The sequence below is a fragment of the uncultured Intestinibacter sp. genome (assembly GCF_902468165.1).
Classification (GTDB): domain Bacteria; phylum Bacillota; class Clostridia; order Peptostreptococcales; family Peptostreptococcaceae; genus Intestinibacter.
Map to the genome: position 1 here is coordinate 1 of NZ_CABQXJ010000055.1, position 20,309 is coordinate 20,309.

Annotated in this window: 17 protein-coding genes and 1 other annotated feature; of the genes, 15 read left to right on the plus strand and 2 right to left on the minus strand. The window is 28.1% G+C overall.

The genetic code is table 11. The annotated features are described in order from the left end of the window. Positions 1–54: 54 nt before the first annotated feature. From RDX53_RS10090 to RDX53_RS10160, 15 genes are all read left to right on the plus strand, one after another. On the plus strand, positions 55–576 hold the full coding sequence (locus RDX53_RS10090) for a Gx transporter family protein (protein ID WP_295763390.1): 522 nt from the start codon (positions 55–57) through the stop codon (positions 574–576). A gap of 35 nt (positions 577–611) precedes the next feature. Further along, entirely contained in the window at positions 612–773 is a 162-nt protein-coding gene (locus RDX53_RS10095; protein ID WP_295763387.1) for an aspartyl-phosphate phosphatase Spo0E family protein, read from the plus strand. 168 nt (positions 774–941) lie between these two features. Then, entirely contained in the window at positions 942–1,571 is a 630-nt protein-coding gene (locus RDX53_RS10100) for an MgtC/SapB family protein (protein WP_243269637.1), read from the plus strand. Between the two features lie 131 nt (positions 1,572–1,702). Next, positions 1,703–3,481: an oligoendopeptidase F gene (gene pepF / locus RDX53_RS10105; protein WP_295573652.1), complete on the plus strand. Its 1,779-nt coding sequence runs from the start codon at positions 1,703–1,705 to the stop codon at positions 3,479–3,481. Between the two features lie 197 nt (positions 3,482–3,678). Further along, positions 3,679–4,335 carry a phosphate signaling complex protein PhoU gene (gene phoU, locus RDX53_RS10110; protein WP_195930318.1) on the plus strand — a complete coding sequence of 219 codons (657 nt, stop codon included), beginning with the start codon at positions 3,679–3,681 and terminating at the stop codon, positions 4,333–4,335. 436 nt (positions 4,336–4,771) lie between these two features. After that, on the plus strand, positions 4,772–6,124 hold the full coding sequence (gene gdhA / locus RDX53_RS10115; RefSeq protein ID WP_295675731.1) for an NADP-specific glutamate dehydrogenase: 1,353 nt from the start codon (positions 4,772–4,774) through the stop codon (positions 6,122–6,124). 282 nt (positions 6,125–6,406) lie between these two features. After that, positions 6,407–7,756, plus strand: coding sequence for an NADP-specific glutamate dehydrogenase (gene gdhA / locus RDX53_RS10120; protein WP_295675734.1), 1,350 nt, complete (start codon positions 6,407–6,409; stop codon positions 7,754–7,756). 88 nt (positions 7,757–7,844) lie between these two features. Continuing rightward, positions 7,845–8,072: a binding site (T-box leader), on the plus strand. Positions 8,073–8,223: 151 nt separating this feature from the next. After that, positions 8,224–10,893 (plus strand): valine--tRNA ligase, encoded by a 2,670-nt coding sequence (locus RDX53_RS10125; RefSeq protein ID WP_307994086.1) that lies wholly within the window; start codon positions 8,224–8,226, stop codon positions 10,891–10,893. A 225-nt stretch (positions 10,894–11,118) separates the two neighbouring features. Beyond that, positions 11,119–11,853 carry a M15 family metallopeptidase gene (locus RDX53_RS10130; RefSeq protein WP_307994087.1) on the plus strand — a complete coding sequence of 245 codons (735 nt, stop codon included), beginning with the start codon at positions 11,119–11,121 and terminating at the stop codon, positions 11,851–11,853. A 198-nt stretch (positions 11,854–12,051) separates the two neighbouring features. Next, positions 12,052–13,341: a folylpolyglutamate synthase/dihydrofolate synthase family protein gene (locus RDX53_RS10135; protein ID WP_307994088.1), complete on the plus strand. Its 1,290-nt coding sequence runs from the start codon at positions 12,052–12,054 to the stop codon at positions 13,339–13,341. Positions 13,342–13,534: 193 nt separating this feature from the next. After that, the gene (locus RDX53_RS10140; RefSeq protein ID WP_195930299.1) at positions 13,535–14,203 is read left to right on the plus strand and encodes a response regulator transcription factor; all 669 of its coding nucleotides are present in this window, start codon (positions 13,535–13,537) and stop codon (positions 14,201–14,203) included. Further along, positions 14,200–15,210: a sensor histidine kinase gene (locus RDX53_RS10145; RefSeq protein WP_195930297.1), complete on the plus strand. Its 1,011-nt coding sequence runs from the start codon at positions 14,200–14,202 to the stop codon at positions 15,208–15,210. Before RDX53_RS10140 ends, RDX53_RS10145 begins: the two co-directional genes overlap by 4 nt. Positions 15,211–15,303: 93 nt before the next feature. Further along, positions 15,304–16,071 (plus strand): ABC transporter ATP-binding protein, encoded by a 768-nt coding sequence (locus tag RDX53_RS10150; RefSeq protein ID WP_195930295.1) that lies wholly within the window; start codon positions 15,304–15,306, stop codon positions 16,069–16,071. Then, positions 16,061–18,106 (plus strand): ABC transporter permease, encoded by a 2,046-nt coding sequence (locus RDX53_RS10155; protein WP_295675745.1) that lies wholly within the window; start codon positions 16,061–16,063, stop codon positions 18,104–18,106. Before RDX53_RS10150 ends, RDX53_RS10155 begins: the two co-directional genes overlap by 11 nt. A 252-nt stretch (positions 18,107–18,358) precedes the next feature. Then, positions 18,359–19,225 (plus strand): YncE family protein, encoded by an 867-nt coding sequence (locus tag RDX53_RS10160; protein ID WP_195930291.1) that lies wholly within the window; start codon positions 18,359–18,361, stop codon positions 19,223–19,225. A 1-nt stretch (position 19,226) separates the two neighbouring features. On the opposite strand, the gene RDX53_RS10165 is transcribed toward RDX53_RS10160, so the two are convergent. Together RDX53_RS10165 and RDX53_RS10170 are read right to left on the minus strand one after the other, a co-directional pair. Next, positions 19,227–19,763 carry a DUF4364 family protein gene (locus RDX53_RS10165; RefSeq protein ID WP_195930289.1) on the minus strand — a complete coding sequence of 179 codons (537 nt, stop codon included), beginning with the start codon at positions 19,761–19,763 and terminating at the stop codon, positions 19,227–19,229. Between the two features lie 207 nt (positions 19,764–19,970). Then, positions 19,971–20,177, minus strand: a complete 207-nt coding sequence (locus tag RDX53_RS10170; protein WP_022071835.1) for an alpha/beta-type small acid-soluble spore protein — start codon at positions 20,175–20,177, stop codon at positions 19,971–19,973. Positions 20,178–20,309 lie beyond the last annotated feature (132 nt).

Below are 20,309 nucleotides of genomic sequence, written 5' to 3' on the forward strand. Positions count from 1 at the left end.
TAGGCGATTGAATATATATTTTTAGATGATATGGAAATTTGGAGATAAAATTTTATGAAAACAAAGAAGATGGTTTTTTTAGGGCTAATGGTTGGATATAGTTTAATATTATATATACTAGAAACATATATTCCAAACCCATTTATAGTATTTTTTCCAGGGGCAAAATTGGGTTTGACTAATATCATAACTTTAGTTTCATTATTAATTTTTGGTTTTAAGGAAACTTTTATAATTGTAACTGTTAGAGTTATTCTATCATCAATTTTTGCTGGTCCAATGTCATATTTATTATTTAGCATAGGAGGGGCGTATTTAAGTTTAATAGTGATGTTTTTAGTAAATAAAATCAAAGGATTTTCAGTAATTGGTGTAAGTATTGCAGGGGCAATAGCACATAATATGGGGCAATTATTAGTGGCTAGTATTTTAGTTGAAAACTTTTTGATGATAACATATTTACCTTTTATGTTGGCAACATCTTTAGTTACCGGACTTTTTGTTGGTATAGTGTCGCAATTTTGTTATTCTAAAATGGATAGAATAAAAGATTCTTTTATTAATATGCGTCAATAATAAGTAATTAAAATTTAAATGTTAGTGGTGATAATATGGAAAACAATGAATTGGAAATGATAAAAAAAGAAATTGAGGAAGTAAGACAACAAATAAATACGTATATACAATATCCTGAGATATTTGAAGAAGAATTAACTGAAGCAAGTAAACAAATAGATATTTTAATAAATAAATATATACATTTGAGCAAATAACCCACAAGATGTGGGTTATTTATTTTATAAAAAGATTTATATATGTAAATTTTTGATTGATAAGAAATACAATAGTAGTAAGAAATTTATTAACATAAATTATAAATACAATATTGATTAAATAGGGGAGGGGATCTTATCAACGAGAAGGAAATTATTATACGATTGTTGATTTGCTTAATTATAGGCGGTCTTACTGGATTAGAAAGAGAGAGGTCTAATCAATTTGCAGGATTTAGAACACATATACTTGTTGCAATAGGATCTTGTATTACATCTATAACTGCTGTGCAACTGTTTATATCGTATAGTTCATATAGCAATATGGACCCTGCCAGGCTTCCTGCACAAGTACTGTCTGGGATAGGGTTTATAGGTGCTGGTGCAATATTAAAAAACTCTAGCGGAATAACAGGGTTGACTACTGCTGCTGGAATTTGGGCTACAGCATGTATAGGAATTGCTATAGGATATGGTCAATATATTTTAGGAATTAGTGCATGGGTATTAGAGATGATTACATTATTATCATTAAAGAGAATTGATAAATTATTTTTTAAAAAGGAAGTTTGTAATATATACGTTACAATATCCAGTTTAGAAGCTATAACAGCGACATTTGCAATTTTAAAAGAATGCAAAATTAGTATAAAAAACTTTGATGTTAACAGTAAAGGAAGTCAAATTTGGACAGCACAATATCATATTAGTTATGATAGAAGAATAAGAATAGAAGAGATTGAAAGAAGAATAAGAGATGTAGCTGGCGTTTTGGATTTATATTTTTATGACAAATAAAATATAAATATTAATTTTTGGGAAATATTATATTATTATAATTAAAACAGCACTAATAAAACATTAGATTAAAATATGGTAAATTAGGTAAAATATAAATAGATAATGCCGAATTTGAAAGGAGACGAAAAATGGAAAGACAAAAGATAGAAAGTCAATTCAAATGGACTATAGACGAAATGTACCCAAGTGAATCAGACTTAAATAAAGACATAGAAAAAGTAAAAGAATTAGTAGAAAAGGTTGTAACTTATAAAGGAAAATTATCAGAATCAAAATCAAACCTATATGAAGCATTACATACTTCAGAAGAAGCAGGTAGAATACTTGAAAAATTATATGTATATACTCATATGAAAAGCCATGAAGACACTAGAATAAATGAAAATCAAGGTAAGGCTACAAAAATAGATATGTTATCTACAGAATTATCTATGGCAACTTCATATATGGTTCCAGAAATAATAAGCATGGATGAATCAAAGTTAAATGAATATCTACAAGATGAAAAATTGGCGTTTTACAAAAAATATATAGACGAAATTTTAAGAGTAAAACCTCATACTTTAAGCGAAACAGAAGAAGAAATATTAGCAGCGGCATCTGATTTAACTGCTGTACCTGAAAATGTATATGATATGATGTCTTATGCTGATATGAAATTCCCAGAAATAGAAGATGAAGAAGGCAAAAAAGTAAGATTAACTCATGCAAACTTCTCTTTATTCTTAAAGAGCAAAGATAGAAGAGTGAGAAAAGACGCATTTGAAGGTTTATATTCAGTTTATGAACAATATAGAAATACATTTGCATCAACTCTTTATGGTGGTGTTAAATCAGAAATATTCTATGCAAAAATAAGAAAATATGAAAGTGCATTACAAGGTTCTTTATTTGCAGATAATATAAGCGTAGATGTATACGAAAACTTAATAAAATCAGTAAGTGAAAGTATACCTGCACTAGATAAATATATAGACCTTAAAAAGAAATTCTTAGGTTTAGATGATATTCATATGTATGATTTATATGTACCTTTAACAGGTGACTTTGATATGAAAATTACATATGATGAAGCAAAAGAAATCATATTAGAAGCATTAAAACCATTAGGAGAAGAATATCTTTCTCACATAAAAGATGCATTTGAAAATGGATGGATAGATGTTTATGAAAATGAAGGTAAACAAGGTGGAGCTTATTCATGGGGATGCTATGATTCAAAATCATACATACTGATGAATTATCATGATGACTTAAATTCATTATTTACATTAATTCATGAATTAGGTCACTCTATGCACAGTACTTACTCAAAATCGACACAAGATTATTTATATTCATCATATAAAATATTTGTTGCAGAAGTTGCATCAACATTAAATGAATTACTTCTAATAAATTATTTACTTAAAAAATCAACTTCAAAAGAAGAAAAAATATATCTATTAAATTACTACTTAGAACAATTTAGAACAACAGTTTATAGACAAACTATGTTTGCTGAATTTGAAAAAATAACACATGAAACAGTTGAAAGTGGAGAGCCACTAACAGCAGAAGGATTTACAGATATATACTACAAATTAAATGAAAAATACTACGGAAACTCTTGTGTTGTGGACAAGCAAATAGGGCTTGAATGGGCGAGAATACCTCACTTCTATTCAAACTTCTATGTTTATAAATATGCAACTGGATTCTCAGCAGCAAGTGCTTTAAGTAAACAAATACTTGAAGAAGGTGAAAGTGCTGTTAATCGATATAAAGAGTTCTTAAAAAGTGGAGGTTCGGACTATCCTCTAAATCAATTAAAAGCAGCAGGTGTAGATATGCATAAAAAAGAATCAGTAGACGAAGCACTAAGTGTATTTGCAGATTTAGTTGATGAATTAGAAAAAGAATTATAAAGAAATTTTTCTGGGGATTATATTTTTTCATCATAGTTAAATGAATATAATTCCCACTAAACTATAAAAATAAACAATTATAAGTTATAATTATATTAATAGATTAATTATTAGGCAAACTAAAAATTTACTTGGCAGAGATTAAAAATCTATTTTTAATTAAATTTTAATCTAAGAGCAAAGGAGTTAGTATTATTATGACGAATGAAGATATAGTTTTAAGTATAGAAACTCTAAAAGAGTATACTTCAGGAATGATAAAAAAGTGTCAAGAGGCAGTATTATTATCTGTTGAAAGTATGGTTAATAGAAATTTAGAACAAGCTAAGAGAATAATGGAAAATGATGATGATATTGACCTACTTAGAGAGTACATAAGAGATAGAAGTGTAGAATTAATGGCTTCAAAACATCCAATGATTAAGGACTTAAGATATATATACGTTTTATCTGATATATCTACTGAGCTAGAAAGAATAGGCGATTATGCAGTAAATATATGCAAAGAAATTGTAGCAATAGGAGAAAATGAATATATAAAAGAGTTAATCGATATACCTAGGATGTCTGAAATGTGTTCAAAAATGCTTGAAGCTTTAAACGAAGCATTCCTAAATGAAGATGACGAATTAGCATATCAAATTGCATTAACAGATAGAGAGTTAGATAAACTATATTCTAAAATAAGAGAAGATTCATTAAAGGTTATGTATAGGGATCCGGAGAGTAATATTAGTCAAGGAGTAAGACTTCTATTTATAGGTCGATACTTAGAGCGAATAGGAGATCATATAACAAATATATGTGAAAAAATAATATATGCGAAGAAGGGGACTATGGTTGAAATAGGATAAATATTTCAACTAGTATATAATATTTATCAACTTTATAAAAAAAGAACTTACATTAAGTGATTTAATGTAAGTTCTTTTTTTATATATAAAATTATATTTATTGTAAAACTATGAATAAATATAATTTATATAAATAAACTTCAATGAGACAAGTATTTAGTTTTAGTAATTTTCTTACATAGAAAAATGGTTAAGTATTTTATTAACAATAAAAGTTATACAAATGGCTTAAAAATTAAGAAAACAACGGAAATAGCTGAAAAAACAAGGTAAAAACAGCTAAATGGTAAAAAATAACATGTATATATTGAAAAATTATTAACAAAGAGTGTACAATGTAAATATAAAAAATATATATAAAAGTATTTAGACAAAAAATATTTTAATGATTTATCAAAGTAAGAATATGTTAAAAAATACAAGAGGTGAAGATTTAATGGAAAGTAACGTTAAAAACATTGTTGAGAAAGTGATTAAAGATGTTGAGGTTAAAAACCCAGGACAAAACGAATTCCATCAAACTATCGAGGAAGTATTAACTTCATTAATTCCTGTATTAGAAAAAAATCCAGCTTACATTGATGCAAAAATTTTAGATCGTTTAGTAGAACCAGAAAGACAAATTATGTTTAGAGTACCTTGGGTAGATGATAAGGGAGAAATACAAGTTAATAGAGGATTTAGAGTACAATTTAATTCTGCAATAGGACCATATAAAGGTGGTCTTAGATTCCATCCATCTGTTAATTTAAGTATTATCAAGTTTTTAGGATTTGAACAAATATTTAAAAACTCATTGACAGGTCTTCCAATAGGAGGAGGAAAAGGTGGTTCTGACTTTGACCCAAAAGGAAAATCAGATAATGAAATAATGAGATTTTGCCAAAGTTTTATGACAGAATTATATAGACATATAGGTCCAAATGTAGATGTTCCAGCAGGAGATATAGGTGTTGGAGGTAGAGAAATAGGTTATTTATATGGTCAATATAAGAGACTTAGAAATGCAAATGACCAAGGCGTATTAACAGGAAAAGGTCTAACTTATGGTGGTTCTTTAGCAAGAACTCAAGCAACTGGATTTGGTATAATCTACTTTGTTGAAGAAATGTTAAAAGAAGCAGGAAAGACTATAAAAGGTCAAACTGTAGTTATATCTGGAGCAGGAAATGTAGCAATATATGCAGTTAAAAAAGCACAAGAATTAGGTGCAAAAGTAGTTGCTATGTGCGATTCTTCTGGATATATATTTGATGAAGATGGAATAGACTTACCACTTATACAACAAATTAAAGAAATTGAAAGAAAGAGAATAAAAGAATATGCTATTAGAAAACCATCAGCAAAATACTTTGAAGGAAATAAAGGTATATGGACAGTGAAAGCTGATGTAGTTATACCTTGTGCAACTCAAAATGAAATAGACTTAGAGGATGCTAAGATAATTGTTGAAAATGGAACATTTGCAGTAGGTGAAGGTGCGAATATGCCTTGTACTAATGAAGCTGAACAATATTTCTTGGAAAAAGGGATATTACTAGCCCCATCTAAAGCAGCTAATGCAGGTGGGGTTGCAACTTCAGCATTAGAAATGAGTCAAAATAGTATGAGATTATCTTGGAGTTTTGAAGAAGTTGACGAAAAACTACATGGTATAATGGTAAATATATTTAAAAATACAAGAGATGCAGCTAAAGAATATGGATTTGAAGGAAATTATTTAGTTGGTGCTAATATAGCAGGATTTATAAAAGTCGCAGATGCTATGATGGCACAAGGCATAGTTTAATATAAATAAAAATGAGAGTTATAAGATAGTGCAGTAATGTATCTATTTTATAACTCTTATTTATTTGTGTAAAAAAATAAATAAAGATATAAATACAATTATTATGATTTTGGACCTAAAATAAAACAATTAACATATAAAATCCAAAAGAAAATACATTTTTGATATAAAAACAAAAAAATATGTATAAATTTTCATAATATACTGTAATTTATATTCCAAAATATGTATAATATATAAATAATAAAAAGACTAATCAAAAGGGCAAAAGGAGATATTAATATGGAAAAGAACGTAAAACAAATAGTTGAACAAGTTATAGAAGATGTAAAAGCAAAAAATCCAGGACAAGGAGAATTCCATCAAACTGTTGAGGAAGTATTAACTTCATTAGTTCCTGTATTAGAAAAAAATCCAACATATGTAGATGAAAAAATATTAGATCGTTTAGTAGAACCAGAAAGACAAATTATGTTTAGGGTTCCTTGGATAGATGACAAAGGAGAAATCCAAATAAATAGAGGGTTTAGAGTACAATTTAACTCTGCAATAGGACCATACAAAGGAGGTCTTAGATTCCATCCATCAGTAAACTTAAGTATAGTAAAATTCTTAGGATTTGAACAAATATTCAAAAACTCATTAACAGGTCTTCCAATAGGCGGAGGAAAAGGTGGTTCTGATTTCGATCCAAAAGGAAAATCAGATAGAGAAATAATGAGATTCTGCCAAAGCTTTATGACAGAATTATATAGACACATAGGACCAAACACAGATGTTCCAGCAGGAGATATAGGTGTTGGAGGTAGAGAAATAGGATATTTATATGGTCAATATAAAAAAATAAGAAATGCAAATGACCAAGGAGTATTAACAGGAAAAGGTCTAACTTTCGGAGGTTCTCTAGCAAGAACTGAAGCAACAGGATATGGTTTAATTTATTTTGTTGAAGAAATGTTAAAAGAATCAGGAAAAACTATAGAAGGAAAAAGAGTAGTTGTATCTGGTTCTGGAAATGTTGCAATATATGCAGTTCAAAAAGCTCAATTATTGGGTGCAAAAGTAGTCGCTATGAGTGATTCTAACGGATACATAGTAGATGAAAATGGTATAGATGTAGAATTAATACAACAAATAAAAGAAGTTGAAAGAAAAAGAATAAAAGAATATGCAGAGAGAAGACCATCTGCTAAATACTTTGAAGGAAGAGGCGTATGGTCTGTTAAAGCGGATGTAGTATTACCTTGTGCAACTCAAAATGATATAGATTTAGAAGATGCTAAATTATTAGTTGAAAATGGAACATTCGCAGTAGGTGAAGGTGCAAACATGCCTTGTACTAACGAAGCTGTAGAATATTTCTTAGAAAAAGGTGTATTAGTAGCACCAGCAAAAGCAGCTAATGCAGGTGGGGTTGCTACTTCAGCATTAGAAATGAGCCAAAATAGTATGAGATTATCTTGGAGTTTTGAAGAAGTTGATCAAAAATTACACGATATAATGGTTAATATATTCAAGAACTCAAGAGATGCAGCTAAAGAATATGGATTTGAAGGAAATTATGTTGTAGGTGCTAATATAGCAGGATTCATAAAAGTTGCAGATGCTATAGTGGCACAAGGATTAGTTTAATTCAAATTTGTAGTATATTAACGTATAAAAAAATTTGGATTGACAATAATAAAGTATATTAGATATAATAAAAATTAATTATTAATAAATAAAGACTGAGAAAAAGAGGAGTATGTAAAGACTGCTAACAGAGAGGAAAATCAACTGCTGAAAGATTTTTCTAGATAAGATTTACAGAATGTAGCTTTGGAGTCTCTAAACTGAAATAGTAGTAAGTTTAGACGGTGAGAATCGTTAAATCTATTGAGAGTTAAGATATTATTTTTATAATTATATCTTAAAATTAAGGTGGTAACGCGAGCTTTTCGTCCTTAGATGGATGGAAAGCTCTTTTTTATTGAAATCATCTTAATTTATTTCATTTATATTAATATTTTAATAAAAATATTGGTTTAAACGAAAATAATTATCAAATTATGCAAAAAGAGTTAAAAGAACTTTAATATAAAATTTTAAGGAGGAAAAGGATGACTAAAGCAAATTTATCAAAAACTTATAATCCAAAAGACTTTGAACAAAGATTATATCAAGAGTGGATGGATAAAGGTTACTTCAAATCAAGCCCAAATCCAGACAAAAAACCATTCTGTATAGTTTTACCACCACCAAATATAACAGGACAACTTCACATGGGTCATGCACTTGACCATACTTTACAAGATGTTCTTATAAGATGGAAACGTATGGATGGATATGAAGCATTATGGCAACCAGGAACTGACCATGCTTCTATAGCAACTGAAGTTAAAGTTGTTGAAAAAATAAGAAAAGAAGAAGGAAAATCTAAGTACGAATTAGGAAGAGAAGAATTCTTAAAAAGAGCTATGGACTGGAAAGATGAGTACGGTAGAGTTATAGTTGACCAAATGAAACAATTAGGTTCTTCTTGTGACTGGGACAGAGAAAGATTCACAATGGATCAAGGTTGTAATGAAGCTGTTACTGAGTTCTTCGTAAAATTATATGAAAAAGGTCATATATACAGAGGAAGCAGAATAATAAACTGGTGTCCAGATTGTAAAACTACTTTATCAGATGCAGAAGTAGAACACGAAGAAAAAGACGGTAACTTCTATCACATAAAATACTATCTAAAAGATAGCGACCAATTCTTAGAAGTAGCTACTACTAGACCTGAAACAATGTTAGGGGATACTGGTATAGCTGTTAACCCAGATGATGAAAGATACAAAGACATAGTTGGTAAAACTGTAATACTTCCAATAGTAGGAAGAGAACTTCCAATAGTTGCTGATGACTATGTTGATATGGAATTCGGTACTGGTGTTGTTAAAATGACTCCAGCTCACGACCCTAATGACTTCGGTGTTGGTCAAAGACATAACTTAGAACAAATCAACGTAATGAACGAAGATGGTTCTATGAACGAACTTTGCGGAAAATACGCAGGAATGGACAGATACGAATGTAGAAAAGAACTTATAAAAGATTTAGAAGAACAAGGATTCTTAATCAAAATAGTTCCTCATCCACATGCTGTTGGTACTTGCTACAGATGTCATACAGTTGTTGAACCAAGATTATCTGAACAATGGTTCGTTAAAATGGATGAATTAGCAAAACCTGCTATAGATATATTAAAAAACGGAGATTTAAAATTCGTTCCAGAAAGATATGGAACAGGAACTTACCTACAATGGTTAGAAAACATCAGAGACTGGTGTATATCTAGACAGTTATGGTGGGGTCACCAAATACCAGCATACTACTGTCAAGAATGTGGCGATGTAGTAGTTGCTAAAGAAGCTCCACACAGCTGTGAAAAATGTGGATGCGGTGAATTTAAACAAGATGAAGACGTATTAGATACTTGGTTCTCATCTGCTTTATGGCCATTCTCAACATTAGGTTGGCCACACAATACTGAAGAATTAGAATACTACTATCCAACAAATGTACTTGTTACAGGATACGATATAATATTCTTCTGGGTTGTAAGAATGGCATTTGCAGGTATGTTCTGCATGAATAAAACTCCATTCGAACATGTTTTAATACATGGATTAGTTAGAGACTCTCAAGGTAGAAAAATGAGTAAATCTCTTGGAAATGGTATAAACCCATTAGAAGTTATAGATGAATACGGTGCAGATGCATTAAGATTCATGTTAATAACAGGAAACTCTCCAGGAAATGATATGAGATTCTACTTCGAAAGAGTTGAAGCATCAAGAAACTTCGCAAATAAATTATGGAATGCATCAAGATTCATATTCATGAACATAGATGATGAAATAATGAACGGAGTAACAAGAGAATCTGTAGAAGCTAACTTCACATTAGCAGACAAATGGATAATATCTAGAGCTAATAGAGTAGCTAAAGAAGTTACAGAAAACATGGATAAATTCGATTTAGGTATAGCAGCTACAAAAGTTGAAGACTTTGCTTGGTCTGAATTCTGTGACTGGTATATAGAAATAGTTAAACCAAGATTATATGGTGAAGACAAAGAAGCTAAACAAACTGCTTTATATGTATTAACTTACGTATTAGAAAAAATACTTAAATTATTACATCCATATATGCCATTCATAACAGAAGAAATCTACACTTGTCTACCAACAGTAGAAGGCAGTATAATGGTTTCTGAATGGCCACACTACAAAGAAGAAGACAATATGGCTGAAGATGAAGCTATGATGGAACTTGCAATGGAAGGTATAAGAAACATAAGAAACGCAAGAGCTGAAATGGATGTTCCACCATCAAAGAAAGCTAAAGTTATAATAATACCAACTGAAGAAAAATTATCTGCTATAGAAGCTGGTAAAGATTACTTCGTAACATTAGCATCTGCTTCAGAAGTTCAAATACAAATGACTGAAGAAAATATACCAGAAGATGCTGTAAGTGTTGTTATAGAAGGTGCTAAAATATTTATACCACTTGATGAATTAGTAGACTTCAGCAAAGAATTAGATAGATTAAATAAAGAAAAAGCTAAAATAGAAGGCGAAATAAAAAGAGTTAACGGAAAATTATCTAACCAAGGCTTCTTAGCTAAGGCTCCAGAAAAATTAGTTAACGAAGAAAAAGCTAAAAAAGAAAAATATGAAGAAATGCTTAAATCAGTATTAGAAAGATTAGAAAGCATAGAAGCTAAAATAAAATAATTAAAAAACTAAATTAAAAGGAGTATTCCAAAATAGCATATTTATTTTGGATGCTCCTTTTTTTGTTGTTAGAAAAAATACAAAGTACTATAATAATAGTATTGATGCAAATTATTTGTAAATTATGGTAATTATTGTTGGTATTTATGAAAGTCAATTTTAAGTAATAAGTATAAATTAATTAATACTTATACATTAAGCTATAAAGTATAAGGAGGGGTCATAATGAATAGAAGAGTTGATTTATTAAAAGCTTCAAAATTATTAGCACTAATTATAGTTTTATTTATTTGTTTTACAGGGGTTATAAGTTGGAAACTAGAAAATAAAGCAGAAGGAAGTACTTTATCGAATTTAGTAAAAAGAGTTGAGGATACAAGTGTATTAACATCAGCCTCAAAGGCAAAAGGCAACGATTTAATTCTCGTAAATAAACAGAATTTTTTGGAAAACGATTATGTACCAGAGAATTTAGTAAGGCCCAATATACCTTTTTTAGAGGATTGTACTGAAGAAGAAATGCAACTGCAAAAACATGCAGCAAAGGCTTTAGAAAGATTAGTTAATGCTGCAAAAGATGAAAATATAACTTTAATAGGCTCGTCAGGATACAGGTCATATCAAACACAAGTTGAAGTCTATAATAGCTATTGTAAAAAAAAGGGGAAAAGTTACACTTTACAATATGTCGCTTCACCAGGTTCGAGTGAACATCAAACTGGTTTAGCAATAGATATCACAAATTCATCTCGCTGCTTTGATAAAAATAGTAAAGAGGCAAAGTGGCTTGCCGATAATGCATATAAATACGGATTTATTTTACGTTATTTAGAAGGTAAAACCGATATTACAGGATATAATTATGAACCTTGGCATATTAGATATGTAGGGAAAAAAGTAGCAAAAGAGATATATAACAATTCAGAAACGCTAGAAGAATATTTAGAGCGTCTAGGCTAACGATATCAATGTCTAAAAATATTTTTATATTAATTTCTACATTGAAAATATAACCAATACCTGGAAATATATTATAATATATAATATGAGTAATATATGTGCAATTATTGTATAATAAAATACATAAGTTACAATTTAGAAATATTAATATAAGAAAGGAGAGCTATCTAAAATTTAATTTTGGTAGCAATATAGACATTGAATTATCAAGAATCATTAAAATTTATAGAAGAATCTCATAAATTTGGGATTAGATTAGGGCTTGAAAACTCATTAAAATTACTTGAGCTATTAGGTAATCCTCAAGAGAAATTAAAAATAATACATGTTGCAGGAACTAATGGAAAAGGTTCAGTATGTTCTTTTATCTCAAATGCATTGCAAGCTCAAGGGTATAAAGTAGGTCTTTATACATCTCCATATCTAGAAAAATTCACAGAAAGAATAAGAATAAATGGAGAAAATATCCCAGAAGAAGATGTTGCTAGAATTGTAACATTAATGAGAGAAAAAATAGAACAAATGGTAGAAGAAGGTTTTGCTTATCCAACAGAGTTTGAAATAGAGACAGCTATGGCATTTTACTACTATTGGGAGCAAGGTGTAGATTATGTTGCTTTAGAAGTTGGATTAGGTGGTAGATATGATGCTACTAATGTTATAAAAGATTGTCTTGCAAGTGTAATAGTTTCCCTAAGTTTAGATCATATAGGAATATTAGGTGATACTTTAGCAAAAATAGCTTATGAAAAAGCAGGAATAATAAAACCTAATGGAATTACAATATCTTATAAACAAAAAGATGAGGCAGCACAAGTTATAAAAGATGTTTGTAAAGAACAAAATTCTGAATATATAGAAGTAGATTTTGACTCAATAAACGTTAAAAAATCAGATATATCATCTCAAATATTTGATTGTGTAGTAGATGGTGAAAAATTTGAAGACATGGAAATACAATTAATAGGAGACCACCAAGTTAACAATGCTGTTTTAGCTCTTACTGTACTAAAAACTATAAGAGATAAGCGTGGAGTTAAAATAACTAATGAAGCTATTAAAAAAGGATTCTATGATACTAAATGGCCAGGAAGAATAGAAAAAATAAAAGATAATCCTGTATTTATAATAGATGGTGCACATAATGAAGATGGTGCAAAATCTCTAAAAAATGCATTAGAAAAGAACTTCAAAGGTAAAAAATTAACTTTCTTAATAGGTATGTTAGCAGACAAAGATATAGATTCTGTTTTAGATTTATTAATGGACAAGTTCCAAAAGGTTGTAACTACTACTCCAGATAGCGATAGAGCAATAAGTTGTGAAGAATTAAAATCTAAAATCGAAAAATACGGAAAAGATGTAGTAGCAATACCTAAAATAGAAGATGCCGTAAAATATGTAATTGATAATGCTAAAGAAGACGAAGTAATAATTGCAGCAGGTTCATTATATATGATAGGACATATAAGAAGTTTAGTTAAATAAAAATTTATATTATAATAAAAAAAGAGGGTAAAATAGACGTTTGTATATTTTACTCTCTTTTTTTATTGCAAGGAGATTTTAATACTCTAAAAAATGTATAAATTAAAGTTGTACTTTCTTTAACTTGAAGTTATCCAATTAGTAAGATAATATAATTAATAACAAAAAACAAATTATATATGGAGAGAACAACATGTTTACAATAATGATAGTAGATGATAATGAACAATTACAAAATGAAATAGGAAATTTACTAATAGCAAACAGATACTCAATCTTAAAACCAACAGATTTTAATAAAATATCACAAACAGTAAAAGACAGTAGTCCAGACTTAATTTTATTAGATATAAATTTACCTAATAATGATGGATTTAAGATATGTACAGAGATACGAAGTTTTTCAAATATACCAATAATATTTATAACAAGTAGAAATACAAATATTGATGAACTGATGTCAATTACATTAGGTGGAGATGATTTTATTACAAAACCATATAATACTCAAATACTTTTGGCTAGAATAAATGCCCTTCTTAAAAGAGCTTATCCAAATAACTCTAATATGGATGTAATCGAGTATAATGGATTAACGCTAAATATTTTATCTAGTACAATTGAGTATAATCAAAAGAATATAGAGCTTACAAAGAATGAATTAAAGATACTTTATTACCTATTAATAAATAAAGGTAAAATTGTATCCAGAGTAGATATTATGGAGTATTTATGGGATAGTTCTATGTTTGTAAATGATAACACACTTACAGTTAATATAACTAGAATAAGAAATAAAATTGAAGAGATTGGTTTGAAAGATTTTATAAAAACTAAAAGAGGACAAGGTTATATTATATGAGTTTAAAAGATTATTTAAAAAGCAAAGTAGCTATAATATTTTTAAATATTATAGCTTTGATGACATTATCAGTTTTTCTTTTGAGTGTAGGAAATGAATCTAAAATTATAATAACTATAGCAATTACATGGATTGTCTTTTTATTTGTATATTTTATGTTTGCGTATAGAAAGAGGAGAGATTATTTCAAAATCATAGAAAAAAGCGTAGCAAATATTGATAAAAAGTTTTTAATAAGCGAAGTGTTAAAAGAGCCACCTTTTATTGAAGCTAAACCTTATTATTATCTATTAAAAAAATCAAGTAAATCAATGAGAGAAGAAATTAACAGAGAAAAGTCGAAGCATAAAGATTATAAAGAGTATATAGAACAATGGATTCATGAAGTAAAGACACCCATATCACTTATAAAGTTAATTGAAGAAAACAACAGAACAGCGAAATCATCAGAAATACTTATTCAGTTAGAAGAAATAGATAGGTATGTGGAACAATCTTTGTTTTATGCAAGAAGTGAAGATGTAGACAAAGATTACCTGATAAAAGAAATAAGTTTGCAAAGTTGTGTAAATAGTGTTATTACAAGAAATAAACAAGGATTTATTTTAAATAATATATATCTTGAAATAAATGATATAGATAAACTGGTATTCTCAGATAGTAAATGGCTTGAATTTATTTTAAATCAAATAATAGTAAATGCTATAAAATATAGACAAAATGAGTGCCCAAAGGTAAAGATATATGCAATTGATATAAAAAATGGTACTAGATTAATTATTGAAGATAACGGAATAGGTATCCCAAGTAATGAAATAGATAGAGTATTTGAAAAAGGATTTACAGGAAATATTGGACGAATAAATAGTAGATCTACAGGCATAGGACTATATTTATGCAAAAAACTATGTGATAAATTAGGATTATTAATAGACATAGAATCTAAAATAAATAGTTATACAAAGGTAATAATAACTTTTCCAATAGGAAGCTTTTGTAAGTTTTAATTCGAGTAATGTTACGAGATTGTCACATAAAAGTAAGATTAAATCGAATCAAGGAAGTTGCTTATAAGTTAAAATATCATTGAGGTGATAAATATGGAAAAAATATTAAAAATAAATAAAGTAGAAAAATATTATGGTAATAAAGGAAATATAGTTAAAGCCATAGATGATATAAGCTTTGATGTCAAAAAAAGTGAATTTGTGGGCATAATGGGTCCTTCAGGTTCTGGGAAAACAACATTATTAAATATGATAGCAACTATTGATGATGTGAGTTCAGGCAATATTTACTTAGATGGAAAGGATTTAACAGAGATAAATCGCAAGAATATAGCAAAGTTTAGAAGAGAAAATTTAGGATTTATATTCCAAGACTTCAACTTATTAGATACATTAACTATACATGAAAATATCGCATTAGCACTTACAATTAACAAGACTAATAAGAGTGAAATAGATGGAAAAGTATTAGCAGTGGCAAAGGAACTAGGAATAGAACATTTACTAGGTAAGTATCCTTATGAGGTATCAGGTGGACAAAAGCAAAGGACTGCCTGTGCAAGGGCATTGGTAACAAATCCAAAACTAATATTAGCTGATGAACCCACAGGAGCACTTGACTCTAAATCAGCACAAATGTTAATAGAGATGATGGCAAATTTAAATAAAGATTTGGGAGCAACTATTCTCATGGTAACTCATGATTCTTTTACAGCAAGTTATTGTAATAGGATATTATTCATCAAGGATGGAAAGATATTCACAGAGTTAGTGAGAGGTGAAAATACACGTAGACAATTTTTTAATAAAATATTGGATGTAGTAGCATTATTAGGTGGTGATGTTAGAGATGTACGCTAAGTTAGCCAAAAGTAATGCGAGAAAATCTATAAAAGATTATTTAATTTATTTTATAACTATAACAATATGTGTAAGTTTGTTTTATGCAATAACATCACTTTCCAGCTCTAGTTATGAATTTATAACAGAGGATTCTTATAATTTTAAAACTTTACAACTAATATTAAAATATTCTACTTATGTAATTACAGCAATTTTAATTTTACTTATAGCCTATGTGAACAAATATATGATAAGACGACGTCAAAGAGAGTTTGCAACATACATACTACTTGGAGCAGAACAAAAAAGTATTGCATTTATGTTCTTTATTGAAACACTTATAATTGGTACATTAGCAATAATAGCCGGAATATTTGTGGGAACCCTATTTTCACAAGCTATAACAGCTCTGGTTTTAGTAAGTGTAAATCAAGAAGTAGTATTTACCTTAAGGTTATATATGGATACAGTGGTCATTACATTTATATTCTTTATAGCAATGTTCTGTATAATAGGTTTGTATAATGTTTCTGTATTAAATAAAATAAAACTAATAGATATGTTAAATGCAAGTAAACAAGTAGAATTTCAATTTAGAAGAAGTGGAAAAGTATATGGTGTAATATTTGGATTATCAATATTATTATATATAGTATGTGTATATTGTACTTTTAAATTAATAAATACAGAAATTGATTATAGTATAAAATCACTGACTTATATAGGCATATCACTAGTAAGTTTTATTATAGGTACTTTTGCACTATTTTATTCTATTTCATATATTTTAATATATTTAAAGGGAAAATGTATTAATTTTAAATATGAAGGAACAAATTTATTTTTAATAGGTAGTATTGTATCTAAAATAAAGACAGCACCAATATTAATGGCAACAATAGCAATGACTTTTTTAGGGGCTATGATAAGTTTTATTATGACACTTGCAATGGCACAGTGGTCATTGGGTTATCTAAATATGAGAGCTCCTTATGATATTGATATAAGAAATGATTATAGTTATAACTTTGATATAGAAGATATACCAAAGTTAGATTATGGTGAGGTTGTACAATATTTAAATGATGAAGGTTATAGTGTAAGAGATTATTGCCAAGTTGAAAAATATTTTATAGATAAAGATGAGTTTTATACTGGGGATAGGAATAATTCACCTATGTTGGCAATAAGCTTAAGTGATTTTAACAAATTAAGAACCATGTTGGGTTATGAAAAAATAAATCTTAAAGAAAATGAGTTTACAACACAATGGCATAGTGTGGTTAATAATACTGATATTAACAAATTTTTATCAAAGAATAAACATTTGAATATTAATGGAGAAATTTTAAATATTAGTAAAGATTCACATTACAAAGAATCAATTGGGGAAAGAATATATGATTTTTATTCTTATAATATTATTATTTTGCCAGATAAGGTGTGTAAGGATCTTACTTTAGCAGAAACTAATTTTTTAGCTAATTTAAATAATCAAATGAGCTATAAAGATGCAGTGAATTTTGAATCTAAATATATTGAAAAATGGTTTAAAGAAAATAATAGGTATTTAATTGAAAAATATAGCAAAGAATTTGATATAACATCTAGTATTATAGACGGAATAGTAAAATCATCTGAAACAAATAATATTTTAAATATGACTTTGGCAATGAGAATCCTTGGAGTATATTTATGCATAGTTTTACTTACCATAAGTTTTACAGTGCTTGCCCTTGGTCAACTTACAGATTCTATTGAACATAAAGATAGATATAATGTTCTTAGAAAGTTAGGTGTTGAGGAAAATGATATAAATAAGATAGTATTAAAGCAAATCTCAATATATTTTGTAGTACCTATAGCTATTGCACTGATAGGTGTAGGAATATTCATATATAACTATTATCTAATGTATAAAGAGAGAATCGTTACTTTTATTGGTTTTAATTTATTTATTTTTAGTATTGCGACAGGAATTATTTTAACGATTTGTGTGTATATGTGCTACTTTGCAGGAACGTATTATACTTTTAAGAGAAATATAAAATAGGTATGGTAAAACAGCTCATAAACATACAAAAAGGGGAAAGATAAATTAATCGTAAATAAAATTAAAAAAATTATATTATACTATCAACAGAAAATTAATATATAAATTTATGTATATTTATAATCCACTTTTTCGTTATATTTTTATAACGGGAAGGTGGATTTTTTTAAGAAAAGGGACAAACCATATGTGCATAATTTATAAAAAAAACTAATATATTATTGTAGTATAGTTTGAGAAAGGAGGGAGGATTTGAAGGTATATATTTCTAATTATTTGTCACATAGTATAAGTATCATTGATTACGAAACTCTTGAAATGGAAAGAGAAATTGTATTAGATAATAATATCTATCCACATCATTTTTGTGTAGATGAAGATGAAGGAAAAATATATATTCCAAGTTTGGTAAATGGAACACTTTATGAGGTAGATATTATTAGTGGAAAAATTTTAAATTCTATATCGGTCGGTGGAAGTCTAAGTCAAATATTTATGCATGGAGATGAGTTATTTGTATCTAATGAAGATACAAACAGCATTTATATAATTAATAAATATACATTAGAAGCAATCTCTATGATTAGTGTAGATGATATGCCGCATGGATTAGGCTATGATCAAAAAAATAATAAACTGTATGTTCCATGTATAAATTCGATAATATGTATAGATATAGAAAATAAAATTATCTATAAAAAAATAGATACTGATTTTAAAGCTTGGCATTTAGAAGTAGATGAAAAAAAGAAAGAAATATACGTGTCAACTTTAGACGGCAAATTAGTAATATTAAAAGAAGATGATCTAGAAATTATAAATACGTTTTATGAATTATTGTTACCTGTTCAAATAAGATTTAATTACATTGATGAAAGAGTGTATATAAGTGATTTAGGATATAATCAGATAAAAATACTAGATTATAGGTTAGGAAAATATATAGGAAAGATAAAAGTAAATGGTATTCCACAAGGGTTAGAAATTTCAAAAGATTATAGTAGGCTATTTGTATCAGATACTGAAAATGATGAGATAAAAGTATATGATACAAAAACAAACCAGTTGATTAAGGCAATTCACGTAGGAAAAGAGCCTACAACAATAGTTTGTTTGTAGGCTACTTTTTATATGTAGTAAGTAAGTTTATTACTTCAGCGTACATATGAGAAGCATTCTTTTTCCAGTTATTACAGATGTGGTTTGCTTGCTTTTCAGAAGAAACATTTAAATTTAAGTCAATTAAATTACTCTGATTTTCAATTACCCTAAGATTAACGATGAATTCATTTTCGCTTTGCTTAACAAAACTAGATTTTACCTGTGTTTCAGCTAATAAACTCTCTTTATTTAGTTTTATATAGTGGTCTACTTTGTTAGCTGAATCCATTGGGATTTTAAGCATAAGTGATTCCAATGTCTCAAGTCCCCTTTGAGTTAGACAATAATACTCTTTGTCAGAGTCCTTATATATCTTTAGAAATTTTGATTCCATAAGTTGAGATAAAAGTTGTTGCAGCGAGAAATAATTCATCATTTCAGTTTCTAAAACAACTTGAGTGATTTGAGAATTTGTCAAATCCATTTTAATTTTATATAAAATATATAAGATTAAAAGTTTGTGGTAAGCTGTTTCTTCAGATGAATTTTCAAACATATTTATCATCCTCCACTAAACTATTATAATAATATATTAAACTAAAATATAGAAAAATAAAAGGTATAAATCATTAAATTTGAAAAGAATTTATTTTTTTAGAAGAGGGAATTTTTATGAAAAAAGGCTACCAAAAGGTAGCCTCTTTTTCTTGTTTGTCCACCTAAAAGTTTTTAGGGGAGTTTAATACTCAAGTATTAAAATTTACTATTTGCCAGCCATTTGTTTTTCAGCCATTTCGACTAATTTTTTAGTCATATAGCCACCAACATAGCCATTTTGTCTTGCAGTTAAATTGCCTTTATCTACTGCTTCATAGTTAGCCATACCTAATTCGTTAGCTATTTCTAGTTTCATTTGGTTTAATGCAGCTTTAGCTTCAGGGACAACTTGTCTGTTATTAGAATTTGCCATAGTAAATTCCTCCTTAAGTTAATCAACATTTTATTTAATGTTGTTATTTATAATTTATCCAAAGCGAAATATTATATGCTAAAAGAAAATGGAAGAGAAGTTATTTTTTATGATTAGCCATACAATTTGATA

What these genes read in the sequence shown, in the direction of transcription:
- RDX53_RS10125 (WP_307994086.1), top strand. Translation starts at nt 8,224, where the DNA reads ATGACTAAAGCAAATTTATCAAAAACTTATAATCCAAAAGACTTTGAA.
- RDX53_RS10155 (WP_295675745.1), top strand. Translation starts at nt 16,061, where the DNA reads ATGTACGCTAAGTTAGCCAAAAGTAATGCGAGAAAATCTATAAAAGAT.
- RDX53_RS10170 (WP_022071835.1), bottom strand. Translation starts at nt 20,177, where the DNA reads ATGGCAAATTCTAATAACAGACAAGTTGTCCCTGAAGCTAAAGCTGCA.
- RDX53_RS10145 (WP_195930297.1), top strand. Translation starts at nt 14,200, where the DNA reads ATGAGTTTAAAAGATTATTTAAAAAGCAAAGTAGCTATAATATTTTTA.
- RDX53_RS10130 (WP_307994087.1), top strand. Translation starts at nt 11,119, where the DNA reads ATGAATAGAAGAGTTGATTTATTAAAAGCTTCAAAATTATTAGCACTA.
- RDX53_RS10090 (WP_295763390.1), top strand. Translation starts at nt 55, where the DNA reads ATGAAAACAAAGAAGATGGTTTTTTTAGGGCTAATGGTTGGATATAGT.
- pepF (WP_295573652.1), top strand. Translation starts at nt 1,703, where the DNA reads ATGGAAAGACAAAAGATAGAAAGTCAATTCAAATGGACTATAGACGAA.
- RDX53_RS10150 (WP_195930295.1), top strand. Translation starts at nt 15,304, where the DNA reads ATGGAAAAAATATTAAAAATAAATAAAGTAGAAAAATATTATGGTAAT.
- RDX53_RS10140 (WP_195930299.1), top strand. Translation starts at nt 13,535, where the DNA reads ATGTTTACAATAATGATAGTAGATGATAATGAACAATTACAAAATGAA.
- RDX53_RS10165 (WP_195930289.1), bottom strand. Translation starts at nt 19,763, where the DNA reads ATGTTTGAAAATTCATCTGAAGAAACAGCTTACCACAAACTTTTAATC.
- phoU (WP_195930318.1), top strand. Translation starts at nt 3,679, where the DNA reads ATGACGAATGAAGATATAGTTTTAAGTATAGAAACTCTAAAAGAGTAT.
- gdhA (WP_295675734.1), top strand. Translation starts at nt 6,407, where the DNA reads ATGGAAAAGAACGTAAAACAAATAGTTGAACAAGTTATAGAAGATGTA.
- gdhA (WP_295675731.1), top strand. Translation starts at nt 4,772, where the DNA reads ATGGAAAGTAACGTTAAAAACATTGTTGAGAAAGTGATTAAAGATGTT.
- RDX53_RS10095 (WP_295763387.1), top strand. Translation starts at nt 612, where the DNA reads ATGGAAAACAATGAATTGGAAATGATAAAAAAAGAAATTGAGGAAGTA.